19 protein-coding genes are annotated in these 26,749 nt (G+C 40.7%); 6 read left to right on the top strand and 13 right to left on the bottom strand.

Features of this window, described 5'->3' with window-relative positions; all coding sequences use genetic code 11:
- Positions 1 to 12 precede the first annotated feature (12 nt).
- The 6 genes from hemH to QQK02_RS05540 all read right to left on the bottom strand — a co-directional run bounded on the left by hemH (position 13) and on the right by QQK02_RS05540 (position 5,963).
- Positions 13 to 1,038, bottom strand: coding sequence for a ferrochelatase (gene hemH / locus QQK02_RS05565; protein WP_284206986.1), 1,026 nt, complete (start codon positions 1,036 to 1,038; stop codon positions 13 to 15).
- Between the two features lie 15 nt (positions 1,039 to 1,053).
- Positions 1,054 to 1,581, bottom strand: a complete 528-nt coding sequence (locus QQK02_RS05560; RefSeq protein ID WP_284207141.1) for a glutathione peroxidase — start codon at positions 1,579 to 1,581, stop codon at positions 1,054 to 1,056.
- An 85-nt stretch (positions 1,582 to 1,666) separates the two neighbouring features.
- Positions 1,667 to 2,941, bottom strand: coding sequence for a c-type cytochrome biogenesis protein CcmI (gene ccmI / locus QQK02_RS05555; RefSeq protein ID WP_284206984.1), 1,275 nt, complete (start codon positions 2,939 to 2,941; stop codon positions 1,667 to 1,669).
- A 6-nt stretch (positions 2,942 to 2,947) separates the two neighbouring features.
- The gene (locus QQK02_RS05550; RefSeq protein ID WP_284206983.1) at positions 2,948 to 3,406 is read right to left on the bottom strand and encodes a cytochrome c-type biogenesis protein; all 459 of its coding nucleotides are present in this window, start codon (positions 3,404 to 3,406) and stop codon (positions 2,948 to 2,950) included.
- On the bottom strand, positions 3,403 to 3,951 hold the full coding sequence (locus QQK02_RS05545) for a DsbE family thiol:disulfide interchange protein (protein WP_284206982.1): 549 nt from the start codon (positions 3,949 to 3,951) through the stop codon (positions 3,403 to 3,405). Before QQK02_RS05545 ends, QQK02_RS05550 begins: the two co-directional genes overlap by 4 nt.
- Complete coding sequence (locus tag QQK02_RS05540; protein ID WP_284206981.1) at positions 3,951 to 5,963, bottom strand: heme lyase CcmF/NrfE family subunit; 2,013 nt, start codon at positions 5,961 to 5,963, stop codon at positions 3,951 to 3,953. The genes QQK02_RS05545 and QQK02_RS05540 overlap by 1 nt, the downstream gene beginning before the upstream one ends.
- A gap of 305 nt (positions 5,964 to 6,268) precedes the next feature.
- Between QQK02_RS05540 and ccmA the strand changes: the two genes are divergently transcribed.
- From ccmA to ccmE, 5 genes are read left to right on the top strand one after another with little or no spacing between them, the layout of a single operon-like run.
- Positions 6,269 to 6,913, top strand: coding sequence for a cytochrome c biogenesis heme-transporting ATPase CcmA (gene ccmA / locus QQK02_RS05535; RefSeq protein WP_407705020.1), 645 nt, complete (start codon positions 6,269 to 6,271; stop codon positions 6,911 to 6,913).
- Positions 6,914 to 6,915: 2 nt separating this feature from the next.
- Positions 6,916 to 7,605, top strand: coding sequence for a heme exporter protein CcmB (gene ccmB / locus QQK02_RS05530; protein WP_284207140.1), 690 nt, complete (start codon positions 6,916 to 6,918; stop codon positions 7,603 to 7,605).
- Complete coding sequence (locus tag QQK02_RS05525; RefSeq protein WP_284206979.1) at positions 7,606 to 8,349, top strand: heme ABC transporter permease; 744 nt, start codon at positions 7,606 to 7,608, stop codon at positions 8,347 to 8,349.
- Positions 8,349 to 8,567 (top strand): heme exporter protein CcmD, encoded by a 219-nt coding sequence (gene ccmD / locus QQK02_RS05520; RefSeq protein ID WP_284206978.1) that lies wholly within the window; start codon positions 8,349 to 8,351, stop codon positions 8,565 to 8,567. Before QQK02_RS05525 ends, ccmD begins: the two co-directional genes overlap by 1 nt.
- Before the next feature lie 20 nt (positions 8,568 to 8,587).
- Complete coding sequence (ccmE, locus tag QQK02_RS05515) at positions 8,588 to 9,073, top strand: cytochrome c maturation protein CcmE (protein WP_284206977.1); 486 nt, start codon at positions 8,588 to 8,590, stop codon at positions 9,071 to 9,073.
- A 239-nt stretch (positions 9,074 to 9,312) separates the two neighbouring features.
- Here the strand turns inward: ccmE and QQK02_RS05510 are convergent, their stop codons facing one another.
- Both QQK02_RS05510 and acnB read right to left on the bottom strand, forming a co-directional pair.
- Positions 9,313 to 11,106, bottom strand: a complete 1,794-nt coding sequence (locus QQK02_RS05510) for a choice-of-anchor I family protein (protein WP_284206976.1) — start codon at positions 11,104 to 11,106, stop codon at positions 9,313 to 9,315.
- Positions 11,107 to 11,347: 241 nt separating this feature from the next.
- Positions 11,348 to 13,936, bottom strand: a complete 2,589-nt coding sequence (gene acnB / locus QQK02_RS05505; protein ID WP_284206975.1) for a bifunctional aconitate hydratase 2/2-methylisocitrate dehydratase — start codon at positions 13,934 to 13,936, stop codon at positions 11,348 to 11,350.
- Between the two features lie 438 nt (positions 13,937 to 14,374).
- On the opposite strand from acnB, the gene QQK02_RS05500 reads away from it, so the two are divergent.
- Positions 14,375 to 17,188 carry a bifunctional aconitate hydratase 2/2-methylisocitrate dehydratase gene (locus tag QQK02_RS05500; RefSeq protein WP_284206974.1) on the top strand — a complete coding sequence of 938 codons (2,814 nt, stop codon included), beginning with the start codon at positions 14,375 to 14,377 and terminating at the stop codon, positions 17,186 to 17,188.
- Positions 17,189 to 17,424: 236 nt separating this feature from the next.
- Here the strand turns inward: QQK02_RS05500 and QQK02_RS05495 are convergent, their stop codons facing one another.
- From QQK02_RS05495 to aceF, 5 genes are all read right to left on the bottom strand, one after another.
- Positions 17,425 to 17,775, bottom strand: coding sequence for a hypothetical protein (locus QQK02_RS05495; protein WP_284206973.1), 351 nt, complete (start codon positions 17,773 to 17,775; stop codon positions 17,425 to 17,427).
- A 61-nt stretch (positions 17,776 to 17,836) separates the two neighbouring features.
- Positions 17,837 to 19,732 carry an alpha/beta hydrolase family protein gene (locus QQK02_RS05490; RefSeq protein WP_284206972.1) on the bottom strand — a complete coding sequence of 632 codons (1,896 nt, stop codon included), beginning with the start codon at positions 19,730 to 19,732 and terminating at the stop codon, positions 17,837 to 17,839.
- A 73-nt stretch (positions 19,733 to 19,805) separates the two neighbouring features.
- Entirely contained in the window at positions 19,806 to 23,051 is a 3,246-nt protein-coding gene (locus QQK02_RS05485; RefSeq protein WP_284206971.1) for a TonB-dependent receptor, read from the bottom strand.
- A gap of 410 nt (positions 23,052 to 23,461) precedes the next feature.
- Positions 23,462 to 24,895 carry a dihydrolipoyl dehydrogenase gene (lpdA, locus tag QQK02_RS05480; RefSeq protein WP_284206970.1) on the bottom strand — a complete coding sequence of 478 codons (1,434 nt, stop codon included), beginning with the start codon at positions 24,893 to 24,895 and terminating at the stop codon, positions 23,462 to 23,464.
- 178 nt (positions 24,896 to 25,073) lie between these two features.
- Entirely contained in the window at positions 25,074 to 26,741 is a 1,668-nt protein-coding gene (gene aceF / locus QQK02_RS05475; RefSeq protein ID WP_284206969.1) for a dihydrolipoyllysine-residue acetyltransferase, read from the bottom strand.
- Between the last annotated feature and the right edge of the window lie 8 nt (positions 26,742 to 26,749).

Genomic DNA, 26,749 nt, shown 5'->3' with positions numbered 1-26,749 from the left:
TTTGGTCAACCTCTAATTAGGCCTGTTAATATACGGTTTAACAATATCAACAATTGCATCAATGTGATCATCCCTATCATTCAAACACGGAATGTAATGATAAATCTCTCCGCCTGCATCAACGAACACCTCTTTATTTTCTTCTACTAACTCTTCAAGCGTCTCTAAACAATCAGCACTAAACGCTGGACTCATGATAGCGACGTGCTTAACACCAGATTGAGCTAGATTCTCTAGCGTTTCATCTGTGTACGGTTTTAGCCACTCAGCCTTACCGAAACGCGATTGAAAGGTCATAACAAAGTCTTCTTCCTTAAGCGATAAAGCTTGAGCCAACGCTCTGGTTGTTAGCGCACAGAAACAATAGTACGGATCACCTTGGTGATGAAATAGCTTTGGCATACCGTGATAGGACAATACCAACTTATCTGGCTTGCCATGAGCATCAATATGCTCTTTCACACTCGCCGCTAAAGCATCAATATACTTTTCATTTTGATGATAGCTACTGACAAAGTGCAACGATGGAATCCAACGCCATTTTTTCATCGCTTTGGTAACGGCATCAAAACTTGAACCCGTAGTCGGCCCAGCATATTGCGGGTACAAAGGCATCACAACAATATTATCGATACCTTGTTTTTGAAAACGATTCAATTCACTCTCAATTGAAGGTTGTCCATAACGCATTGCTAAAGCGACTTCGACAGGCTCATCGAGATCTTCAGCAAGCTTAGATTTCACTTTATCTCGCTGTTGCTCACTTATCACCATCAATGGTGAGCCTTTTTCTGTCCAAATGCTTTGATAGAGCTTTGCTGATTTGGCAGGACGTACTCGTAAAATAATACCGTGAAGAATAATCATCCATACCAATCGAGGAATTTCAACGACGCGCGGATCAGAGAGGAACTCTCTTAAATACGTTCTTAATGCTTGTGCCGTTGGTGCTTCAGGTGTACCTAAATTTGTCAGTAAAACCCCTGTTCTTGGGGTTTTATCATGTATAGATTTATCTTGCCCTGCAAATCGAGACATACGACTTATTAACCTCTATTGTGCTAGTGCGGTATTTAATGCCTGCACAAACTCTTCGTCGTCAGGTGATACTCGAGAATTGAAGTGCTGTACGTTAGCACCATTATTCGTGACCAAATACTTATAAAAATTCCATTTTGGTGATGTAGTTTTCTCTCCTAGATGAGCGAAAACTGGATTTGCATCATCACCACGAACGCTGGTTGTTTCCATCATAGGAAAGGTAACACCGTAATTTACAAAACAAACTTTTGCAGTATCTTTCTCATCATCTTCTTCTTGGAAAAAGTCATCTGATGGAAAACCAACAACCACTAGGCCTTTATCTTTATTTTCTTTGTATAAGGCCTCAAGACCTTTGAATTGTGGCGTAAAGCCACAGTTACTGGCTGTATTAACAAATACTACGGTTTTGTCTTTGGTTAGCTGACAAAGGTTTACTTCTTCTGAAGAATGCAATAATCGCATCGTTTGGTTTAAATAAGCAGGGCATGAGTCGCTTGCTTCGACTTGTGCTTGATCGCTTGCCGCATTGACTGACATTGGTAGAACAAAAGCTGCTGACAAAATAGTTGTTTGTACTAGCTTATTAATCGTTGAAACCTTCATAGTAACTTCCTTTAAATTATTATTTAACGCTATCCGTAACTTTCTCATCAATAACCACATCAAGAAGCTTATTATCCGCAACAACAATATCTCGAATAACGGCTTGATAATCACCTGGTTTCACTCCTGGTGTACCATCTTGAGAAATGACGGCAAAGACATGCACTTTTTCAAACATGCTCAATTTCATTTGCTCCATCATTGCTTGCGAGTCGTTCAGTACGATAGTAGCAGGTAAATCACTTGCGAATACTTTAACGGCCGCGATTGGCATTTTAGGTCCAGAGCTTGCGATAGCGTAAATAAATACGGCTTTATCTTCTTGCTGGATCAATTCACTCATCACGTTGTCGCCTATCGTCACATTTAAGCTTAACTGAACACCATTATCAGGTGTAGCCTGTTCGATAGCTTGTGATTGCTGACCTGTTAACGCTAAACGGTTTTTCGCTTCATTAACAGCTTCTTGTAACGCTTGGCTATTAACATTGCTTCTGCCGCTATCGATAATTGGTTGCCAATACTTTATTGCTTGAGCATATTCTTGATGCATAAAGCTATGCATACCTAATAAAATATTTGTTGATGGATCTAGTGGGTCTAGTGCAAGCGCTTTATCAATGAGTACCTGAGACTCAGCGGTAATTTCTTGATTGTCACGATAGTAAGTTGCTTGTGCCATCGCGCCATAAATATCAGCATGTGGACCGTCAACCTCTTCAACTTTAGCGAATGCTGCGATAGCACCGTTAAAATCACCTAAACCAACCAGTGCTTGCCCCAATGAATACCATGCATCAGCATTGTTTGGTTCTTCACTTATTTGCTGCCTAAGCTGTGCTACACGCGCAAGTGTTTCTTGCTGACGTGCTCTTTCATCTTGCTCCATTTGCTCTTGAACGTTAACTTGTTGTGGCTGAGACAGCTGCTCAAACGCACCAATTTTGTTATACAGTGCAAAGCTGAACACCAAAATAAAAAGGCTAATACTTACAGGCCAAATGATAGAGAGTTGCTTTTGTTCAAACACTTCTTGATGTTGCTGATTTTCTTGCACATCTTGAAGTAAGCTTTTATCGAGCTCTTGTGTTAGGTATTGATAATTTTCTTGATCAATTTTACCTTGTTCAAAATCGGCTTCAATTTCAGCTTTATGTTCGTGATATAAATTGACATTGGTGTTGTCGCGAACATTTTGGTCGAAACTGGTTACTTGTTGTTGTCTAAAAAAGTGCGCCCAGACAATAATTAAAATCAATAGGAGCAAAACAACTAGGGCAATAACAGTAGTCATAGTTAATTATTCTTCTTTTAAGATATCGGCTAACTTTTGTTTTTCAGCATCGCTCATTGCTTGCTGAGCTTGTGGCGGTGCTTTTCTGCGTAAGATCAATACAACAACAACAGCCCCTATCAATAGAAAAATTGCAGGGCTAAACCATAACATGTAGGTGTATTCATTAACTTTAGGGCGATATAAAACAAAATCACCGTAACGAGCAACCATGTAATCAACAATTTCTTTATCGGACTTGCCTTCGTTGATCATGATATAAACTTGTTCACGCAAATCGACAGCGATTTGAGAGTTTGAATCAGCAAGGTTTTGATTTTGACACTTAGGGCAACGTAACTCTTTTACTAACGCTTGGTAGCGAGTTTTGTCCACTTCACTTTTAAATGAATACGTATCAATTGGACTGGCTTGGCTAGTTGCTAACCACAGCAGTGAAATAACTAACGTTAATAACCTCATCATTGTCCCTTCGCTTTTTCAGCTTCAATTTGCTTAATTATCGGTTCAAATTCTTTTTGCCAGACATTGGCATCAATCGGTCCCGCAAAACGTTTACGAATAATGCCGTGATGATCAACAACAAAAGTTTCAGGCGCTGCATATACACCCAAATCTAAACCTAAGCGGCCTAAATCATCAAAAATAGAAAACTCGTAAGGGTCACCTAGATCATTTAACCATTTTACTGCTAGTTCACGCTCATCTTTATAGTTAAGGCCATAAAGCTTGATACGATCACTTTTTGCTAAATCAAGCAAATAAGGATGTTCATAACGACATGATGGACACCACGTGGCCCATACATTAATTAAGACAACATCGCCTGTTAATTGCTCAGCACTCAGTATTCTGTTTTCATTTTTTAACTGGGTTAAGGTAAATGCCGGAACAGGTTTACCAATTAACGCAGAAGGCAATTTTTCAGGGTTTAACGACAAACCACGATATAAAACAATTGCCAATAAAATAAATAAGACTAATGGAATAAAGCGAATCAATTTATTCATTAAGCGTTTCCTGAATCTGCTGTCGTGTTTACTGGTGTCGCCATAGGTTTAGTTGATGGCGTTAATTTTATTTCTTTTGCTTGAGATACTTTTTTACGACGATAGCGTTTATCTAAAATCGCAAATAAGCCACCTAAACCCATGAAAATTGCACCTAACCATATCCAGCGAACAAATGGTTTTATATGGACACGAATTGCCCAAGCACCATCAGCAAGTGGATCGCCTAACGCAACATAAACATCGGTAAAGAAACCAGGATCAATGCCCGCTTCTGTCATGCCCATGGTTTGTACTAAATAGGTTCTACGCTCTGGTTTTAATAAGCTTAAGAATTCACCATTTTTCGAAATCTCTAATTGACCTTGCTCAGCACTATAGTTAGGCCCTTTAACAGGAATAACACCATTGAAAGTCACGTCAAAGCCAGAAACATTCACCGTATCACCAGTTTCCATTCTAACGTTCACTTCGTTTTCATAACTAGAAACAAGTGTTACACCAACCACAGTAATGGCGATGCCTAGGTGGGCAACCGTCATACCTAGCTGGCTTAAACTAATTTTTGAGCCTCGCCCTTTGAGATTTTTGAGTTGGTTATAGAAATCTTTTAATACAACCAATGCGACCCACATAGCAAGTGTCATTCCCATTGCTACTAATGCATCAAACTCTCCACCATAAACAATAGGGAAAGCTAAACCAAAAATAACAGAAACAATTGATTGAACAGTAATGTGCTTTCTCAACTCACCTTGTTTGGCTCGCTTCCAGCGAATCAATGGCCCCATGCCCATAACAATAAACAGCAACGACATTAATGGTACGAAAACCGCGTTGAAATATGGAGGCCCCACTGAGATTTTACCTAAGCCAAGCGCATCAAAAAACAGTGGATATAAGGTACCCAATAAAACAGTTACTGCAGATGTTACAAGAATGATATTACCTATCAACAACGCTGTTTCACGCGAATAAAATGAAAAACGGCTATAGCTTTGCACGTTACTTGCCCTGAAGGCATATAAGGTTAAGGAACCGCCCATAGCGATCGCTAAAAGCATTAAAATAAAAGCACCACGTGTAGGGTCAGCCGCAAATGAATGTACCGACGTAATAACCCCTGAGCGTACTAAGAACGTCCCAAGTAAGCTTAAACTAAACGCGAAAATCGCCAATAAGACAGTCCAGTTTCTAAATGTGCCACGCTTTTCGGTAACGGCTAAGGAATGAATAAGTGCCGTACCGACTAACCAAGGCATGAATGACGCATTTTCTACAGGATCCCAGAACCACCAGCCGCCCCAGCCAAGTTCATAGTATGCCCACCAACTACCTAACGCGATACCTAATGTTAAAAAAATCCATGCGCCGACAGTCCATGGGCGTGACCAACGAGCCCACGCTGCATCTAACTTGCCACACCAAAGCGCAGCAACGGCAAAAGCAAAGGCCACACTAAAGCCAACGTAGCCCATATAAAGCATTGGCGGATGAATAATTAATCCGATGTCTTGTAGTAACGGATTTAAATCACGCCCTTCTGGCGGCACCATTGGCCATAAACGCTCGAACGGGTTTGATGTTAATAAGGTAAAAATCATGAAGCCAAGTGAGACAAGGCCTAAAACAACAAGAACGCGCGCAATAAAGCTTTCTTCAATGCCCTTACTAAATTTCGCAACGGCCATCGTCCATGCCGTTAATGAGAAAACCCACAATAACAATGACCCTTCATGACCACCCCAGACAGCGCTAATCTTAAAATAATAAGGCAGCAGGCTATTTGAGTGACCAGCAATGTACTTCACCGAGAAATCGTCGAGAACAAAACAGTAGCCAAGGATAAAAAGACTGACCGCGGTAAAGATAAACATACCTAAGGTTAAAGGTTTGGCATAAGCGGTTAATTTATCGTGATGGGTGAAAATCCCGATGGTTGGAATGATGCTCAAACACAGCGCAAATGCTGTGGCGATGATCAAGGCAAAGTGACCTAATTCAGGTAACATTTAAAAACTCCAAGCGATACAGTAACTGTTATTGTTTTTATATACGTATAAAACACACATTTCGTCGATTATAAAGGCTTTATTAATGGGTTAACAGAAAAACCCTTGATTTGAAACAAATTGAAATAATTTAATTTTGCTTCAAGTTCAACAAAGTAAAGGGAATCTATACAGAACACTTTTTGTTGCATAAAAGCCCATGAATCAAGCGATTTCTTAGTGTATGATAACGGCAAATATTATAATAATTTAGCTATCAATGCCCTAGACGGGTTGAAGTTAACTAACAGCGCTAATTAGTAGAGATAACCTTGCCGAGTTCCAACGCTTTATTACATGCAGACAAATTAACCTGTATTCGTGAAGATCGAATTTTATTTGAAGCGCTTAGCTGTCAATTTAATCAAGGCGATATTGTCCAAATTGCAGGGCCCAATGGGGCTGGAAAAACGAGTTTACTGCGAATACTCGCTGGTTTATCTCAACCTTTCGAAGGTGAAGTCCATTTTCAAAACCAACCACTACATAAAAACGTAGAGCTTTATAATCAAAACCTAACATATATTGGCCATTTGGCTGGTATCAAAGGTGAAATGACGGCACAAGAAAATCTGGCGTTTTATTTAGCCATGCAAGGATTACCACCACATGCTGCTGAACAAACCTTGGAAAACGTAAATTTACTTGGTTTTGAGGATGCCCTCGCCTCCCATTTAAGTGCAGGACAACACCGTCGTATCGCTTTGGCTAGGTTATGGCAATGCCAAAAGCCTATTTGGATCTTAGATGAGCCTTTTACTGCCATTGATAAACAAGGCGTTAAGAATTTAGAAAACCTCTTTGTCGAGCATGCTAAGCAAGGAGGTTGTGTGATTTTAACGACTCACCAAGACTTGGCGATTGATGCTCAGCTGGTTAAAACAATCGAATTAGAATATCAGTTGGTATAATGATGAGCATTAATATTCCTTCTTATCGCCAAGCCTTTATGTTGATGCTAAAACGTGATTTAACGATCGCGTTACGCCATAAAGACGACATATTTAACCCGCTACTGTTCTTCATCATTGTTGTCACCTTATTCCCGTTAGGTATTGGCCCTGAAGCTAGTACACTGAGCAGAATTGCACCCGGGATTATCTGGGTAGCCGCTTTACTCGCCACGCTGCTTTCCTTGGATAGGCTGTTCAAAGCAGATTTTGCTGATGGTTCATTAGAGCAAATGATGTTGATACCTCAACCACTGTTCATCATTGTGCTGGCAAAAATTATTGCCCACTGGTTAATAACCGGGTTACCACTTATTTTTATTGCGCCCGTATTGGCCGTGTTATTACATTTAAATGAAAATAGTTATGGCGCGCTCATGATAACGCTACTAATTGGCACACCTGTATTGAGCTTTATTGGCGCAATTGGCGTAGCACTAACTGTGGGTATTAAAAAAGGTGGTGTTTTGTTGAGCTTGATCGTCTTACCCTTGTATATCCCTGTGTTAATATTTGCCACAAGTGCAATTGACACTGCGGCGATGAACTTACCTTACTCGGGGCAAGTTGCTATAATCGGCGCATTATTTTTTACATCGTTTACCCTTGCGCCATTTGCAGTTAGCGCAGCATTGAAAGTGAGTACCAACTAAATGTGGAAATGGTTACATCCATACGCAAACCCTGAAATTACTTATCACTTCACCGGTAAGTTAACCCCTTGGTTTACGTGGTTAAGTATTATTCTTTTGGCCATCGGCTTAACGTGGGCTTTATTGTTTGCGCCTGCAGATTATCAACAAGGTGAGAGCTTCCGCATATTTTATATACACGTGCCAGCGGCTATTCTATCAATGAGTATTTATGTGGGTATGGCTATAGCGGCTTTTTCAGGCCTAGTATGGCAATTAAAATTGGCCGATGCATCAGCCGCGGCTTTAGCACCTGTCGGCGCTGTTTTCACGGCAATCGCCTTGATTACTGGAGCTGCCTGGGGTAAACCGATGTGGGGTACTTGGTGGATTTGGGATGCTCGCCTTACTTCAGAGCTTATTTTACTGTTTTTGTATTTAGGTGTTATTGCCCTACACAATGCTTTTGAAGATAAAGCGCTAGCAGGCAAAGCCGCAGGTATCTTAGCGATTGTAGGTGTTATTAACATTCCTATTATTAAATATTCTGTTGAATGGTGGAATACGTTACATCAAGGCGCTACCGTTTCGAAATTTGGCAAACCGGCGATGAGCGCTGATATGTACTGGCCTTTCCTATTCTGCTTTTTTGGTTTTGCTTTTTTTGTTGCTGCCGTGACTTGTTTACGATTTAAAACCGAAATACTTAGCCGAAATAGTATGCGCCCATGGGTTAAAGCGCTTGTAAAAGAGGAGATTAAATAATGCAGTTTTCATCTTTTGCTGAGTTTATTGATATGGGTGGTTATGGCTTTTATGTCTGGCTATCGTTTGGCATGGCGACCCTGCTACTTGTATTACTTGTGATGAATAGTCTTGTGAGTAATAAACAAGTTAAACAACGCATTGCTAAACAACAAGCACGCCAAGAAAAATTAAAACGAGCAGCAAAGCAACAAGCCCAACTGTCTCAATCATCTTAATCGAGTTGATAGGTAAATAAATGAATCCAAGAAGAAAAAAGCGACTAACAATAATTTTGTCCGTTTTAATCGGTTTAAGTGTTGTTGCAGGTCTTGTTTTATATGCTCTAAGTCAGAATATTGATCTGTTTTTTAAACCATCAGAAATTCATCAAGGTAAAGAAGATACAGGACTAAAAGCACAACTTGGTCAACGTATTCGAATTGGTGGTTTAGTCGTACCAGGTAGTGTTAAGAGAGATGAAAGCAGTTTAAAGGTAAGCTTTAAACTGGCGGATATGAGAATGCCAATCGCCTTCAATGACGCTGACCCTATGGTCACCGTAAAATATGATGGCATTTTGCCTGACTTGTTTCGCGAAGGACAAGGTATTGTCGCCAATGGTGTATTAGCAGAGGGCTTTATCATCGAAGCAAGCGAAGTACTGGCAAAACATGACGAAAATTATATGCCTAAAGAACTGGCAGAAGATGCCGGTAAAGCACATACAAAACCGTCATATTAGAAAGCCAAAAATAGAAAAAGGGTCAACGTAATCTATTACGTTGACCCTTTTATTTTTTCACGAGTTTTTTATTATGGGCTGTTGAACTTTCATTTTAGCCAAAGCCCTTTGGGTTGACTTGAAAAAGCGATATTCTTTGTTGCTTAAAGTGTATTTGGAACAACCAAACATTACGTTAAGCGCCGCGAATCTCATCTTTTTCAAGGCAACAGAGTTACAAACTCAAAGATCAACAGACCCTAGAATGTTTCAGCTATTTGCCAAACACTCACACTACCACTAATTTCATTACCAATAACCAGTAACGCTTCACCCGTTGGGCTGTTATCAGCAGAGATGAATGACATGCCTTCCGGCGCTAAATCCCCTGTAATCTCCTGATCTTCATTAAGACCACGATTAATGAAGTAATCAACAAAGTTAACGTCATATGGGTTAGATACATCATAAACCATAATGCCTGCCATACGCTCTAAACCAATAAACGCATAACGTTTGCTGCCCACTTCGCCAATAGCTAGTGCTTCGGGCTCAGGGCCTTTTGCATCTGAACGTGTATCGCCTTTGTTTTCATCTTCATCATTATTGAAGTTATCACCATGAATCGATGCCGTAATTCGCTCAAAGTCATCACCTGAATCGAAAACGAGATTGCCATTTTGATCAAAGATTGAAAAAGAACGTGCGCCATAGGTATAAAGCGCTTCATGAATACCGTCGTTATTGTCATCACCTAATGGCTCAATAACTTTCAAACGGCCTAAATCACTGTCATCGTTATTAATGTCATCAAATGCCGAGCCTAGCGTTAAGTCTTCAGCGCGAATCTCATCAATGTAAGATAAACAGCCGTCATCTTCGTCAAAATCCAAACCACCATCAGCTAAACAGCTTGCTTCATCAGCCGAATCAAAAAAGTATTCACGGCCATCACCTTCGTTTGCTGTGACAACAAAATTAGCGCCCTGCCATGATAAAGTAGCAATAGTATCTGGTTGGTATAGGCCCATAAGATTTGGATAAGTACGCAGATTTACACCGTCGTCTTTGTCTGAAGCATCTAAGCTATAAACGCTCCAATCTTTAAAACCTAAACCTTTGATATTTACCGTTGCCGTTTCGATATCGACAATCGCAAGACCATTGTTTTCTTGTAAGCTCACATAGGCAGTTTTGCTATCGTCAGAAATCGCTACATATTCAGGTTCTAAATCCATAGATACTGAAATATCTAGCGTTTGTCCTTTGATCACGCGACCATCTGGGTTTGTGAACTTCATTCCTTGTGCTTCTAACTCGGCTTGCACCATGTTATATGAATCAAACGTGATGTTAGTTGCCATATTCTCAATCACACCATTTTCGTCTAATTTGATGATTGAGATACTGCCTTCAGGATCTACTGTATAATCGCCTGATGGTTCACCTTCGTTAGCAACCACTAAGCTGCGTCCATTTGGTGAAAATGCAACAGCATCTGGTAAATAGCCGACAGTAATATTTTTTATAAATTGTGGTTGTGCGCCGGCAATATCATAAAACGCTACCTGTCCTGCAGTGCCTGTTTCATCAGCTGCCATAGCAACCGCTAAGATATCGAAGGTATTATTGATTGCGATACTATTGGCATCACCGTCGGTATTTTCAGCAACGTCAATGGTCATGGCAATTGTTAAGTTGGTGTCATTTACGACACCCTCTTCATCTACTGTTAACGCCTCTGAGTCCATATCAGTTAAATCGATGATATTTACCGTTGGCGTTTCAGTTGAGCTATTAATGGCATAAAGCCAGTTTTTTGAAATTTGATAACCAACAATTTCTGCCGCACCTTCAGCGTCTTCAACATTTAATACCGCGCGACCAATTAAGGATACATCGATGCCGATTGGTGCACTTGTACCTGGCAGGCCATTTTCACCCGGAACACCTTGGGCTCCTTGTGGTCCTGTCGCACCATCATCACCACCCGAGAAACACCCACCCAATGCTAATGAAGCAGAAAGAAGTAAAGCTATTTTTGTTTTTTTCATTTTTCTATCCATATTGTAAAAATGGCTATAGATTAGAAAGGGTTTGTGAAGGTTTAGCGTCTTGAATAAGAAGCTTTTCTTAACGGCAGATGACAGATTCTTTACGGCTTTTTTCAATGTCATAATTAAAGACATAAAAAAGGCCGGCAATGCCGACCTTTATTCAAGATGATATCAATTTAACTCATTGGCAAAGTAGGCCCCGTCACTCGATATCTTGCACCAACATCTCATTTGCGTTTTACGCAGGCGTTTGAATAATGACACTATCTGCTTTGGTTGTGTAACTCTCCATTTTGTGGAAGTTTAAATAGCGATAGGTATCAGATGCTGTGGCGTCAATTTGCTTCGCGTATTCCATATATTCTGCAGCAGAAGGTATTCGCCCCAATATAGCGCCAACACCTGCTAGTTCTGCAGAAGTGAGATAAACATTAGCGCCGGCTCCTAAACGATTAGGGAAGTTACGCGTGGATGTTGATAACACAGTCGATTTGTCTGCTACACGTGCTTGGTTCCCCATACAAAGAGAACAGCCTGGGCTTTCCATACGCGCACCAGCTTTACCATAAATAAAGTAATAGCCCTCATCAGTTAATTGCTTAGCGTCCATTTTAGTAGGAGGCGCAACCCACATGCGCGTAGGTAGGGTAGTTCCTGCTGCGTCAATTAACTTACCTGCTGCTCTAAAGTGACCAATATTTGTCATACATGAACCAATAAAAACCTCATCAACTTCAGTGCCAGCAACTTCAGACAATAATTTCGCATCATCAGGATCGTTGGGGCAACAAACAATTGGTTCTTTGATTTCGTTTAAATCAATTTCTAAAATGTGTGCGTATTGGGCATCAGCATCGGCTGCCATTAATGATGGGCTTGCTAACCAATCTTGCATTCCTTTAATACGACGCTCAATGGTTCTCACATCCCCATACCCTTCGCTTATCATCCACTTGAGCATGACAATATTGGATTCGAGATATTCTTTTACTGATTCTTCTTCGAGTTTAATAGTACAGCCTGCAGCGCTTCGTTCGGCGGAAGCGTCAGACAACTCAAATGCTTGCTCTACCGTTAATCCCGTAAGCCCTTCAATTTCGAGTATTCGACCAGAAAATTCATTTATCTTTCCTGCTTTTTCAACTGTCAGTAAGCCATTTTTAATACCGTAGTATGGGATTGCATGCACTAAATCACGCAACGTAATACCTGGTTGCATTTCACCTTTAAAGCGTACAAGTAATGATTCTGGCATGTCGAGTGGCATAACGCCTGTGGCAGCCGCAAAAGCAACTAAGCCAGAGCCTGCAGGAAATGAAATCCCTAACGGGAAGCGAGTATGTGAATCACCGCCGGTACCAACAGTATCAGGTAATAACATACGATTTAACCATGAATGAATAACACCATCACCAGGGCGCAGTGATACACCACCACGATTCATCATAAAATCTGGCAAAGTATGGTGAGTTTGTACATCTACAGGTTTAGGGTAAGCCGATGTATGACAAAAAGATTGCATGGTTAAATCTGCTGAGAACCCCAAACACGCCAGATCTTTAAGTTCATCTCTTGTCATGGGGCCCGTTGTATCTTGTGAACCTACCGTTGTCATTTTGGGTTCACAATATTGCCCTGCACGCACGCCTTCCACGCCACATGCTTTACCCACCATTTTTTGTGCCAACGTATAGCCTTTAGTAGAAGCAATTGGATCAACGGGTTTAGCAAACAAATCGTTCTCCTCCAGATCTAATGCTTCACGAGCACGCCCTGTTAAACCACGCCCTATAATTAAAGGAATACGACCACCTGCTCTCACTTCATCAAGCAACACAGGGCTAAGCTCAAAGGTTGAAATAACCTTATCACCTTTTTTAACCACACCTTCATAAGGATAAATATCAATAACATCACCCATATGCATTTTTTGTACGTCTAGTTCAATTGGCAATGCGCCTGAGTCTTCCATGGTGTTGTAGAAAATGGGGGCTATTTTCCCCCCTAAACAAACAACACCTGTGCGCTTGTTTGGGACAAAAGGGATATCATCACCCATAAACCAGAGAACAGAGTTAGTTGCCGACTTTCGCGAAGATCCAGTACCTACAACATCACCTACATACGCCAATGGAATGCTGTCTTTTTGTAATGCCTCAATTTGCATGAGTGGACCAACTTTGCCAGGCTCGTCAGGTTTAATACCTTCTCGCTCCATTTTGAGCATTGCTTTGGCATGAACAGGAATATCAGGTCGCGACCAAGCATCAGGAGCGGGCGATAAGTCATCGGTATTTGTTTCTCCACTGACCTTAAAAACTTTAACCGTAATCTTTTCAGCGACTTTTTCTCTGGAGGTAAACCACTGTGCGTCAGCCCAAGACTGCATAACACTTTTAGCGGCTTCGTTACCCGCATCAGCTTTATCTTTCACATCATAAAATGCGTCAAACATTAGCAAAGTTTTCTCTAAACCAGATGCAGCCGTTTCTGCAAGTTCATCATTATCTAACAAATCGATCATCGGTTGAATATTATAACCGCCTAGCATAGTGCCAAGTAGTTCAGTCGCTCGCGCTGATGTTAAAATAGGTGAACTTGTTTCGCTTTTGGCAATAGCTGCGAGAAAGCCGGCTTTTACATAAGCTGCATCGTCTACACCCGGCGGTACACGATTAACTAATAAATTTAAGATAGACTCTTCTTCACCTACTGGTGGCTTTTTAATGAGCTCGACTAATTGAGCAACTTGTTCAGCATTCAAAGGTTTTGGCACTAAACCTTCTGCGGCACGTTCTTCCACGTGTTTGCGATAATCTTGCAGCATCTCTTTCACCTTTCCTGATAGAAATCAAAAAAAACAATAATAATTGTAAAAAACGGATTATTGTGTCAATTCAGACTAAATTATTGTTATAGAATTATAGACACCAACGCACTCTTTTAGGTGCTTGAGTGAAACTAAATATACAATGGTTGAAGGTATTACAGCCTATTTTACTTAATATAGAGAATAATTATTCCGAGTTAAACAACACTTTAGTACAATAAAATAGACATTATTGGGTTATCCATCGATTTCCGATGAGCAATGACTCAACTGGTATAACCATTATCACTAAAACTTCTACCATTCATAACTTGTATGAATAATGCTTATTAAGGCAAATGATTACTCGTTAAGGAAAAATAAGGTAGAATATGCGCCAAAATTCATACTGCAAATACCCGTCCATTTGCAGTGATTAGTAAAAGAGAGTATCGAATGAGCCTTTATTCAGAATATTTAACGGAAATAGAAAACCGTAAAGAAGAGCTTGGTTTAGCACCAAAGCCAATTGATAGCGCTGATTTATTAGCGGAAATCATCGAACAAATTAAAGATTTAGACAATGCCCACCGCGAAGACTCTTTAAACTTTTTTATCTACAACACACTTCCGGGTACAACGAGTGCTGCTGGCGTTAAAGCTAAGTTTTTAAAAGAAATTATTTTAGGCCAAGAAGCTGTTGCAGAAATTACGCCTGAGTTTGCTTTTGAATTGCTTTCTCACATGAAGGGTGGCCCTTCAATTGAAGTACTACTTGATCTTGCATTAAGCGATGACGCATCAGTATCTGCACCAGCTGCTGACGTATTAAAAACTCAAGTATTCTTATACGACGCTGACATGGCGCGTATTAAAGATGCTTTTGAAGCGGGTAACGCAGTTGCTAAAGACCTTTTAGAAAGCTTTGCTAATGCTGAGTTTTTCACTAAGCTTCCTGCTATCGAAGAAAAAATCGAAGTAGTTACTTACATCGCTGGAGAAGGTGATATTTCAACAGATTTACTTTCACCTGGTCACCAATCTCACTCACGTGCTGACCGTGAATTGCACGGCAAGTGCATGATCACGCCTGAAGCACAAGACGAAATTATCGCACTTCAAGCTAAGCACCCTAACGCGAAGGTAATGCTTATCGCTGAAAAAGGTACGATGGGTGTTGGTTCATCACGTATGTCTGGTGTGAACAACGTGGCACTTTGGGCAGGTAAGCAAGCAAGTCCTTACGTTCCATTTATCAATATCGCACCTGTTGTTGCAGGTACCAATGGTATCGCACCAATCTTCCTAACTACGGTTGATGTAACTGGCGGTATTGGTCTTGACCTTAAAAACTGGGTGAAGAAAGTAGACGCTAATGGCAATACAGTAACTGATGCAAATGGCGACCCAGTACTAGAAGAAGCATACTCAGTAGCAACTGGCACGGTATTAACTATCGACACCGTTGCTAAGAAGCTTTACAACGGAAGTGAAGAGTTAGCTGATATCTCTTCTGCATTTACGCCACAAAAACAAGAGTTCATGAAAGCAGGTGGTTCTTACGCAGTTACTTTCGGTAAGAAGCTACAAACGTTTGCTGCTGAAACATTAGGTGTTGAAGCTCCACAAGTTTACGCCCCATCAAAAGAAATTTCAGTTGAGAACCAAGGCTTAACTGCGGTAGAGAAAATCTTTAACCGTAATGCGGTAGGTGTTGCATCAAACGCACCTCTACATGCAGGCTCAAACGTTCGCGTTAAAGTGAACATTGTTGGCTCTCAAGATACAACAGGCCCAATGACATGTCAGGAATTAGAAGCAATGGCTGCTTCGACAATTTCTCCACTTGTTGACGGTGCATTCCAATCAGGTTGTCACACAGCATCAGTTTGGGATAGCAAAGCAAAAGCGAATACGCCTAAGTTAATGGCATTCATGAACAAGTTTGGTTTGATCACTGCACGTGACCCGAAAGGTGTTTACCACGCAATGACGGATGTTATTCATAAAGTATTGAATGACATTACCGTTGATGATCGCGCTATCATCATTGGTGGTGACTCACATACTCGTATGTCTAAAGGTGTCGCATTCGGTGCCGATTCAGGTACAGTTGCAATCGCACTTGCTACGGGTGAATCAGCAATGCCAATTCCAGAGTCAGTAAAAGTTACCTTCAAAGGTAAAATGGCTGACCACATGGATTTCCGTGACGTTGTACACGCAACTCAAGCGCAAATGCTTAAGCAGTTCGAAGGCGAAAATGTTTTCCAAGGTCGCGTAATTGAAGTACACATTGGTACGTTATTAGCTGACCAAGCGTTCACCTTCACTGACTGGTCTGCTGAAATGAAAGCCAAAGCGTCTGTTTGTATCTCAAACGACGAAACATTAATTGAGTCTATCGAGCTTGCGAAATCTCGTATCCAAATCATGATTGACAAGGGTATGGAGAACGAAGCCGGTACATTAGCTGGCCTAATTAAGCTAGCCGATGAGCGTATCGCTGGTATTAAGTCTGGTGAACAACCTGCACTTGCACCAGATGCGAACGCTAACTACTACGCTGAAGTTGTTGTTGATTTGGACACCATTGTTGAACCAATGATTGCTGATCCAGATGTAAATAACGAAGACGTATCTAAGCGTTACACGCACGATGTTATTCGCCCAGTTTCATACTACAACGAGCGCCCAGTAGATTTAGGTTTTGTTGGTTCTTGTATGGTACACAAAGGCGATATGCAAATCATCGCGCAAATGTTCCGTAACCTTGAAAAACAAAATGGCTCAATTGAATTCAACGCACCGTTAGTTGTAGCGCCACCAACATACAACATTGTTGATGAATTAAAAGCTGAAGGCGACTGGGACATTTTATCTAAGTACTCTGGTTTTGTATTCGACGATGCTAACCCGAAAGGCGAAGCGCGTACTAAGTACGAAAACATCTTATACCTTGAGCGCCCAGGCTGTAACTTATGTATGGGTAACCAAGAGAAAGCCGAACCAGGTGATACAGTTATTGCGACATCAACACGTTTATTCCAAGGCCGTGTTGTAGCAGATAGCGCAGAGAAAAAAGGTGAATCATTACTTGGTTCAACACCATTAGTTGTGCTTTCTTCAATCTTAGGTCGCTTCCCAACGATGGACGAGTATACGTCGGCTGTTGAAGGTATCGATTTAACTCGCTTTGCTCCGCCAACGGAAGCAATGACAACACCTGCTTCACAAGCTGTAGCAGTAAAGATTGCGGATCCTAGCTAATAAATCGTTAGATTGAGATACCGGCCTTCGCCGGTATGACAAAAAAGGCTACCTGAAGGTAGCCTTTTTTATGTTGGTAAAACTAAACGGCCTATCAATACTCATTTAGCTTTTTGTTTAGCTATTTATGTGGCTTTTTTATTTTGCTTTTTTTAGTAATGAACTAAAAAGAAAATCCGAAGATACCCCAACCTATTGTTAGTTTTGTCATCTATTTACGAACGTTGCAGTTTGCACTAACTGCTCGCTTTACTTGGGCACTCTAGATTGGCAGCTAAAGAGCCGAATATTTTATTCGGATGTGCTTTTCTGTCGGTAAAAGATTCAATGCCAGTTAATACCTCTAGCTTAAAGCCATAGCTATTACATACTTCTAACGAGTGCCTAATTAAGAACGTAGCAAGGCGATCAAACTTAATCTTAGCGTTAGGTATCACTTCAATACGATATGCGTTTTCTGACAGTTTGGTTTGCTTGAATTGCACCTGATGATCAAAGTCCCACTGTGATTGTCCATTATCAACCTCTTGAGTTTGTGAGCAAGCAGTGAGGATGGGTAACATCATGATTAGAATAAATTTTCTCATTTCTATTCCTTAAAAAAGAAAACCAGCTTAACGCTGGTTTTCTTTATAGGAAGTTAACCGACTATAAGCCACATTTGCCATCAAACCAAGTTAACATCTCACTGTAAAACTCTTTCTTGTGATCGTAGAATAATGTATCTGAAAAATGGTCAGCATCCTTTAATTCTACATATTTATGATCCTTGCCTAGCCTTTCAAGCTCATCAACAAACTCTCGGCTATGTTTAATCGGTACACGAATATCAATATCACCATGAACGACTAAAATAGGAATATTTACTTTATCAACTTGCTTAACAGGAGAAACGCCTTCAATCGTTGGACGTTGTAACTCTCTTAAAAAGCGGCTCTCGTTTAATGTTGAGTTAATGCGGTCTAAGTTACTCACACCAGCACCAGCAACAGAGCATTGATAGATATTATTTTCACGCATTGATGCAACAAAAGCAGAGTAGCCACCGTAACTCCAACCAAACATTGCCAATTTGCCTCTATCAGCTAAGCCTTTGTCAACAAGGTACAATGCAGAATCATCCATATCGTTTTGCATCTTCAAACCCCATTCTTTATCACCATCTTTCCAGTGCTTCATACCGTAACCATCAGAGCCCCTAAATTGAGGCTGAATAACCATATAGCCTTGGCTTGCAAGTAATTGTGTCCACGGGTCGTAAATATTTACATCACGTGCCCAAGGACCACCATGTGGCATAACAACTGTTGGGTATGGTGGTTTGCCAGCTGGAATAGTCACATAAGCCTTTTGTTTTAAACCATCACGCGTCGGATATGTAATGTATTTAACTTTAGACAACATTTCCGGCTTAATTTGCGGTGACACATCGCCGAGTTTATTCAATGATTTTTTATTGCTTAATAAGTAATATGTGCCTGGGTTTTTCGCTGAACTTGTGCGAACGACAATTTGGTTGTAATCATCTGAGTAATTTGAAATAGATACGAATTCACCTTTGAATAACCCTTCAATACCTTCGTATAACGCTTTCATTTCTGGATCAAGCAAATAGCGTTTTGGATATTTGGTCGTATAACTATAACCTAATTTTTTGTTCCACTTGTCAAACATAACACCATCGGTATCAACATTTTCTAAACCAAATAGGCGCTCTGAATACTGTTTTGTTTCTAAATTATATGTATAAATACCTGTCGTATTTTCACCACGATTGGCGTTTACGTAAATTTCATTTGGCTTATCATTTGAAAAGCCAACAATATCAAAATTTTCACGGTCTTTTGGCGAGTTTTGATAAACAAGTAGCCACTCGTCATCACCTTTTTTACGAGCAAAAACATCAATAGCATCATCTTTAGCATTCCAGCCCGATGCCATTCTTACTTCACCATCGCTATCAACACCAAAACCGCCTTCTATCTTATTGTTACCACGAACAACAGTTTTAGTACGACCTGATTTTATATTGAGTCTTACAGCGTCTGGGTAGAAGTTTCTATTGATATCTACAGAGACCAAAACTTCATTTGGCTCTTTAGGTAAAACATCAATTACGCTATAGCCAACATTTCCTAAGTTTTGAAATGGAATAAGCCAGTTGCCTTTACCATCTGCATCCGTTATTGCAAATTGATTAACCCACTGACTACGTGCGCCATCTCTTAAAATTTGTCTAAAACTAACAAGAATTTTTTCGGTATTTAACCAACTAACACCAGATACTAGCATTTTACTAGCACCCAGTTTTACTGGCTTTTTAGTTAAATCACTTATTTGTCTAATTTCAATGTAATAGTCACCATTTTTTGTACTTGCCCTGACCACAGCCAATTGTTTTCCATCGGGAGAAACCGACACACTGCGAATCATGGGCATAATAGAAAATGCTTCAACTGCCTCTACTATTGACGTTGCCTTCGCTTGTATTGAAGTGCCACATAATACAGCGGCCGCTATAATCAAATGAAAAACCGTTTTCATAACCTGCTTCACCTTTCATGTTTAATATATAAATGGCCTCAAATGAGGCCATTTATCGAATTTAAGCTACTGCTTAAAATACTGCCGAGAAGTTAAGGTACGGCATACGACCGAATGTGTCATAACCAACACCTAATGGAATATTAGTGTTAGAGAATGAACCACTTGGATCAACTAACGGTGGAGCTTCGTTAAATACATTACGAACTCCGAACGCTACGCGAAAATCATCAGTTGAGTAACTTAATGAAACGTTGTGTTGGAAGTAATCATCCGTAGCACCAACAGGGCGACATAATAACGGTGTTGTTTGTTCAGAATCTGAATAGAAACCGTCACAAGCTGCAGAGTTATTTACGAAACCTTGATCATCATCTGAGTAGAAATCTTCTTCACCTTCGCCAATGAAGCGCGTAAACCATGTAAAGCGCCAATCATCATAACTAAATGATAACTGCGCTGTTGCACGCCACTCTGGAACGTCAGGCTCACCTACGTTGTCATCGATAGTACCAAGTACATCGATAACTTGCTCCTTCATTTGGGTTGCTTGTAAATCAAGTGAAACATTTAAGTTTTGCTCGCCAACAAGGAAATCTTGAGCGTAATAGAGGTTGTAGTCTATACCCTTAGATGTCTCTAAACCAATATTGATGAAACTTGCGTCAACGTCACTAATTTGTCCATTTTCATCACGAGATAAACGCGAACAGAAAGCATCGTTACCATCTTGTGAGTAACACTGATTAATACTGTATTGTGAAGGAGGCTCAGCAATTGAATTAGTAATCTCAATATCAAACTTCGTAATTGAGAAAGTTAAGTCAAAATCTTCTGAAAACGGTTGTTCAAAAATGAAGCCGTAGGTCTTAGCCGTAGAAGTCTCTTCCACAAGCATTAAGTTACCACCTGTAACAACCTCTGCACTCGTTGAGTCAGTAAACTTACTTGTCCCACCCTGACCTAAACCTAATGTTGTTGGATCTACACCATCAGCACTACAAGCGTTTAATACAGCTTGATCACGAGTTTCTAGCGCAGGATCATAACCATCAGGAGCACTTGGATTTAAAGCATCTGAAATACGAGCGTCATCAGGCACTACACATGGATCCGATACAGTATTGAAACCAGTAGTACCCTCTAAGAATCGCTCTCGCAAGTTAGGTGCACGGTAAGATGTACCCTTGGTACCGCGTAGAGTGAACCATTCTACAGGGCGGTAAACACCTTTTAAGCTGTATGTAGTAGCAGGATCATAGTAGCTCTCATCAGTCCAACGACCAGACATAGTTACTGTAAACTCTTCTACACCAGGGCGACCAGTTACTAGAGGTAACTCGACTTCTGTGAATAACTCTTTGAAGCTACGGTCACCATTTGCACCTTTGTCAGCGAAGAAGCCCCACAAAAGACCTTCAGTTGCTACGTCGTTATTATTGGTTTTGATTTCTTCTTTACGGTATTCAGCACCAAAAATTGCATTTACTGGGTTGCTGTTCCAAGGTAATGTACCTAGTTCACCACCAACAAAACCAACAGTCACAAACTGATCAATCTCAGTATTTACGACGCGGTCAGTCATAAGATAATCAGACTCGGCAGCAGTAAGTGTACCACCACCTGTTTGATATATGTTATCAGAAAATAAGTTTACAGGTACACAGCCATCAGAGCCATCACCACATGTCACAGAGCCATCAGGATTAAGTACAGATGTATCTAAAGAGTATATTAAACGCTCTTCATTAATACCACGGAGCACGTAATCACCGGATGAACCACTGTATGATGCATAAATATCGTAATACCAGTTATCCATACCAATTGACTCTAAGCCAGTCAAATTACCAGTTACACCACCGACTATGCGGTACTGTGATACGTCAACAGCAGCAGTATCACGATCACCACGAAGGTTAATGATTGGACGCGTTCTTAACGGACCTGCATCACCGAAACCTAGTACACCAAAACAGTCAATACCATTTACACCACCCGGGTTACAAGGATTGTATGGGTTTGATGCACCCACCCATTGGAATATCTGTGCGCCAGGAGAGAATGTATCAGACTCACGCTCTGCGTATAGTGTATCGAAGTATAACGTAGTATCGTTATCATCTTGTAAATTGTATTCACCGTTGATTACAACTGAAATACGTTCGTTTTTACTTAGGTAGTCACCTGATTTATAGTATTCAGATTGTTGGAATGCATAGCGTGGGTCTTGGAAATCAAAATCACGTAAGCCATCACCATTACCGTCGGGGAATGCAATATCATCAATACCATCGCCATTCGAGTCACCTGCAATCCACGTCGGTAATAAACCCACGTATTGGAATGGAACTGTTGATTCACTCCAATTTGGAATACCTGTATTTGTGAAACCTGGTGTATTGTATACTGAACCCCAGAAACCATTTTCAATTTGCATACGATTTGTTAATGGGAAGATATCACATGAATCTTCACCATTAACTGTTGGGCCAATGCCACCATAACGTTTTACGATGTCACCATTTTCTGTTTCAAAAATTCGTTCTTCACAACCTTTGACAAACGGGTTATCGGCTAAAGATTGAGCTTTACGGTTGTAGTATTCTGCACCTACAGCAATGTAACCATTGTCAGATGTAGCACCCCACATAGCAGAAAAAACAGACTCTTCACCACCATCACCTTTTGGCTGGTTGTAAGAACCTTGAATTTCGAAACCTTCAAAATCTTGACGCAACATTACATTCGCTACACCAGCTACGGCATCTGAACCGTATACAGTTGATGCACCGTCGTATAAATTTTCAATTCGCTCGATCATTACAGCTGGAATCAAGTTTAAATCTGGAGAAACGGGTGCTCCACCTACCCCTGCTGGTGCCATACGACGACCATTGATCATGACTAAAGTGCGCGCTGCTCCTAAACCACGGAAACCGATAGTTGCAGAGCCTGGACCATTATCCAATACAAAACCACCAAATGTATTGTCAATTTGTGAACCGGCGGCTTGGTTAGTGTTTTGCAACATTTCTGTTGCGTCGAATAAACCCATTTCACGTGAAATTTCACCACTGATTACTTGAACTGGCGAGGCAGTATCAAATTCACTACGGCGAATACGAGAACCTGTAACGACAATGCGTTCTTCCGGCTCTTCTTCTAGTAACGGATCTTCTTGAGGTGCTTCTTTGGCTGCAGCTTGAACGGCAATACCTTGCTCTTGATCATCTTGAGCATAGGCATTGACACTACATGCAGCACCAAGCAAAAGCGCTAATTTAATACCCTTAGCGACATTATTAAGCTTGTTCATATAGTTATTACTCCCTGAACGTTTTTTATTATGAGCACAATTTTTCATGTGCGGTTATCGATTTAGATCGATTTGTGACTCTAACAATCTTGTTAACAAGTTGTTAAAGCTTAATACTGACATATTTGTTACAAATTTGTAACTTTTATTTTCACTACCATTAAATGTAATTTAGTTGTTAACTTCAACCCCTCGATTGTTGAAATAAATTCATAAAAATATCAATTTATTATCACTTTCTTGAATTACCACAGTCATGGCAAGGGCAAAGAGTTGGTTGGTAGGATTTTAGAGATAAACGAGGATATGAACTGAATGCTTATTTTGTAAGCGATTGAGACAATTTTCTTTGACACAAAAAAGGGGCAGAGTAATTAACTCTGCCCCTTTTAGTAAACTAGCTATTTAGCTTATTTCTTTTTCTTTACTGCTTTGGCATTTGGTAAATCAGTAATTGAACCTTCAAACACTTCTGCAGCTAGACCAATTGACTCATTTAACGTTGGGTGAGCATGAATCGTTAAACCGATATCTTCACCGTCAGCGCCCATTTCTACAGCTAAACCAATTTCACCTAACATTTCGCCAGCGTTGATACCAACAATCGCACCACCTAAGATACGACCTGACTCTTTATCAAAGATTAATTTAGTTTTACCTTCTGTACGAGCTGACGCAATAGCACGGCCTGAAGCTGACCAAGGGAAGTTTGCAACTTCGATGTTTAAACCTTGCTCTTTCGCTTCACTCTCAGTAACACCTACCCATGCGATTTCAGGATCAGTGTAAGCGATTGAAGGAATACAACGTGGGTCGAATTCATGTTTCTTACCAGAAATAACTTCTGCAGCAACGTGTGCTTCATGAACCGCTTTATGAGCAAGCATTGGTTGACCGACAACATCACCAATCGCGAATATATGTGGTACGTTCGTGCGCATCTCTTTAGACACATTGATAAAGCCACGCTCATCAACGTTAACACCTGCTTTATCAGCAGCAACTAAGTGACCATTTGGCTTACGACCAACAGCGACTAAAATCTTATCGTAACGAACCTGACCTTCTGGTGCGTTCTTACCTTCGAATGTAACGTATAAACCGTCGTCTTTCGCGTCAACAGCTACAACTTTTGTTGAAAGCATAATTGATTCAAAACGCGGCTTGTTGTACTTGGTGTAAATTTTAACAACATCAGCATCTGCTGCAGGAACTAATTGATCGGCGAACTCAACAACCGACACCTTAGCACCAAGAGAGCTGTATACCGTTCCCATTTCTAGGCCAATAATACCGCCACCTAAAACTAGCATTTCACCCGGTACGTCTTTAAGTTCTAAAGCACCTGTTGAGTCGATAATACGATCATCTTCTGGAATAAATGGTAAGTTAACTACCGAAGAACCACAGGCAATAATTGCATTGTCAAAAGTCACTGTTGTGTTGCCGTCAGCATTTTCAACTTCAATCGTTTTATCAGATGTAAACTTACCGTAGCCATTAACTACTTTAACTTTACGCATTTTCGCCATGCCGCCAACGCCTTGCGTTAACTTGCCAACAACGTCTTTATCTTTCCATTGACGAATTTTTTCTAAATCAATTTCTGGCTGACCAAATGTCACACCATGTGCCGCCATATCTTTAGCGTCGTCAATCACTTTAGCAACGTGCAACAATGCTTTAGATGGAATACAACCAACATTCAAACAAACGCCACCTAAACTGCTATATTTTTCAACTAATACGACGTCTAAACCTAAGTCTGCCGCACGAAATGCTGCAGAGTAGCCGCCAGGACCTGAACCTAAAACTACGACTTGAGTTTTAATCTCGTTGCTCATGCTAACCTCAATATTTTTTGTTTCATTGTTACCTTGTTATTTGGTTGGGTAACAATTCGTCTTTTGTTGGCGAGCAGTTTACTCAAACTCTCGCCAGTTCGCCATCTTTTAATCATTATAAGTCGGTAAAAATAAAAGTTATTTGTAAACATTCATCGTTACCGACAGCCTAATAAAATTATAATACTAACTTTCTAATATCTGACATTACAGATGATAGATGAACAGTGAATCGCGCAGCAACTGCACCATCAATCACACGATGATCGTATGATAATGATAATGGCAGCATTAAGCGTGGTTCAAAGTCTTTACCATTCCACTTTGGTTTCATTTCAGATTTAGATACACCTAAAATAGCTACATCTGGTGCATTTACAATCGGCGTAAAGGCTGTACCACCAATACCGCCTAAACTTGAAATACTAAAACAACTACCTTGCATGTCAGCAGCTTTTAATTTGCCTTCACGTGCTTTAGCGCTAATCTCAAGCAATTCTTTAGAAAGTTGGTAAATACCTTTCTGATCTACGTCACGAACTACTGGCACAACTAAACCGTTTGGCGTATCAACCGCAACACCAATATGACAGTACTTCTTCATGATTAGGCTTTCACCATCATCACTTAAACTCGAATTAAATACTGGGTAAGCGCGTAATGCATCTGCAACTGCTTTCATTAAGAACACTAATGGCGTGATCTTAAAGCCCATTTTTTGCTTTTCACAAACAACGTTTTGCTCTTTGCGGAATGCTTCAACATTTGTAATATCTGCTTCATCAAATTGGGTAACGTGTGGAATTGTTACCCAGTTGCGATGAAGGTTAGGACCAGAGATTTTCTGAATACGTGTTAATGGTACTTCTTCAATTTCACCAAATTTAGAGAAATCTACTTTACGACCTTCAATAACCTGTAAGCCACCCGTACCACCAGAAACTGAAGAGCCTGCGTTTGCCTTAGGGCGAGACAACTCATATTTCACGTATGATTGAACATCTTCTTTTAAGATACGACCTTTACGGCCCGTACCTGAAACAAGTGCTAAATCAACACCAAATTCACGTGCTAAACGACGAATTGATGGTGAAGTAAAGATGCTAGTGCTACCTTTTGCACTCCCTGCTTGAGGGTGATGTGGAACAGGTGCAGCTTTTGGTGCAGCTTCAGTTTTAGCCGCAGGAGCAGGTGCTGGTGCCGGCGCTGATTCAGCGTTAGGCGCCTCAACTGCAGGCACTTGTTCGCCACCGCCAGTGGTTTCAAGTTTAATAACCAATGAGCCTTGCTTAACCTTGTCACCGACATTTACCAGTACTGCTTTTACAGTACCAGCGTGTGTAGATGGCACATCCATTGTCGCCTTGTCAGTTTCTAATGTAATCAGGCCATCTTCTTCTTCGATCTCGTCACCAACAGCGACAATTACTTCGATGACATCGACTTCACCATCTTCACCAATATCAGGTACTTCGATAGTAATCACTTCACTTGCGCCAGTTGATACAGGCGCAGCAGCTGGTGCCGGCGCTGATTCAGGTGCAGGTGCAGCAGGTGTTGGTGCTGGTGTTGGCTCAGCTACAGGCTCTGAAGCCGGTGCTTCAGCACCTTGTGCTTTAAGCTCACCAATTTTGTCCCCTTCTTTAATTTTATCGCCAACACTTACGCTTAATGACATTAACTCGCCAGCAGTTGGCGCTGGTATATCCATTGAAGCTTTATCTGTTTCAACAGTAACAATACCTTCATCCGCTTCTAATGTGTCACCCACGGCAACACAAATTTCGATAATTTCAACTTCTTCGCCACCAACATCTGGGACTAGAATTTCTTGAATATCTGACATTATTTATT

This window comes from Thalassotalea eurytherma (genome assembly GCF_030161415.1).
GTDB lineage: Bacteria > Pseudomonadota > Gammaproteobacteria > Enterobacterales > Alteromonadaceae > Thalassotalea_G > Thalassotalea_G eurytherma.
Note: the sequence above shows the minus strand (reverse complement) of the source record. Positions and strands in the feature narration are given on the sequence as shown.

What these genes read in the sequence shown, in the direction of transcription:
- QQK02_RS05495 (WP_284206973.1), bottom strand. Translation starts at nt 17,775, where the DNA reads ATGAGAAAATTTATTCTAATCATGATGTTACCCATCCTCACTGCTTGC.
- ccmB (WP_284207140.1), top strand. Translation starts at nt 6,916, where the DNA reads ATGAGCATTAATATTCCTTCTTATCGCCAAGCCTTTATGTTGATGCTA.
- QQK02_RS05540 (WP_284206981.1), bottom strand. Translation starts at nt 5,963, where the DNA reads ATGTTACCTGAATTAGGTCACTTTGCCTTGATCATCGCCACAGCATTT.
- QQK02_RS05510 (WP_284206976.1), bottom strand. Translation starts at nt 11,106, where the DNA reads ATGAAAAAAACAAAAATAGCTTTACTTCTTTCTGCTTCATTAGCATTG.
- hemH (WP_284206986.1), bottom strand. Translation starts at nt 1,038, where the DNA reads ATGTCTCGATTTGCAGGGCAAGATAAATCTATACATGATAAAACCCCA.
- QQK02_RS05490 (WP_284206972.1), bottom strand. Translation starts at nt 19,732, where the DNA reads ATGAAAACGGTTTTTCATTTGATTATAGCGGCCGCTGTATTATGTGGC.
- aceF (WP_284206969.1), bottom strand. Translation starts at nt 26,741, where the DNA reads ATGTCAGATATTCAAGAAATTCTAGTCCCAGATGTTGGTGGCGAAGAA.
- QQK02_RS05525 (WP_284206979.1), top strand. Translation starts at nt 7,606, where the DNA reads ATGTGGAAATGGTTACATCCATACGCAAACCCTGAAATTACTTATCAC.
- QQK02_RS05560 (WP_284207141.1), bottom strand. Translation starts at nt 1,581, where the DNA reads ATGTCAGTCAATGCGGCAAGCGATCAAGCACAAGTCGAAGCAAGCGAC.
- lpdA (WP_284206970.1), bottom strand. Translation starts at nt 24,895, where the DNA reads ATGAGCAACGAGATTAAAACTCAAGTCGTAGTTTTAGGTTCAGGTCCT.
- ccmD (WP_284206978.1), top strand. Translation starts at nt 8,349, where the DNA reads ATGCAGTTTTCATCTTTTGCTGAGTTTATTGATATGGGTGGTTATGGC.
- QQK02_RS05485 (WP_284206971.1), bottom strand. Translation starts at nt 23,051, where the DNA reads ATGAACAAGCTTAATAATGTCGCTAAGGGTATTAAATTAGCGCTTTTG.
- ccmI (WP_284206984.1), bottom strand. Translation starts at nt 2,941, where the DNA reads ATGACTACTGTTATTGCCCTAGTTGTTTTGCTCCTATTGATTTTAATT.
- QQK02_RS05545 (WP_284206982.1), bottom strand. Translation starts at nt 3,951, where the DNA reads ATGAATAAATTGATTCGCTTTATTCCATTAGTCTTATTTATTTTATTG.
- acnB (WP_284206975.1), bottom strand. Translation starts at nt 13,936, where the DNA reads ATGCTGCAAGATTATCGCAAACACGTGGAAGAACGTGCCGCAGAAGGT.
- ccmE (WP_284206977.1), top strand. Translation starts at nt 8,588, where the DNA reads ATGAATCCAAGAAGAAAAAAGCGACTAACAATAATTTTGTCCGTTTTA.
- QQK02_RS05500 (WP_284206974.1), top strand. Translation starts at nt 14,375, where the DNA reads ATGAGCCTTTATTCAGAATATTTAACGGAAATAGAAAACCGTAAAGAA.
- QQK02_RS05550 (WP_284206983.1), bottom strand. Translation starts at nt 3,406, where the DNA reads ATGATGAGGTTATTAACGTTAGTTATTTCACTGCTGTGGTTAGCAACT.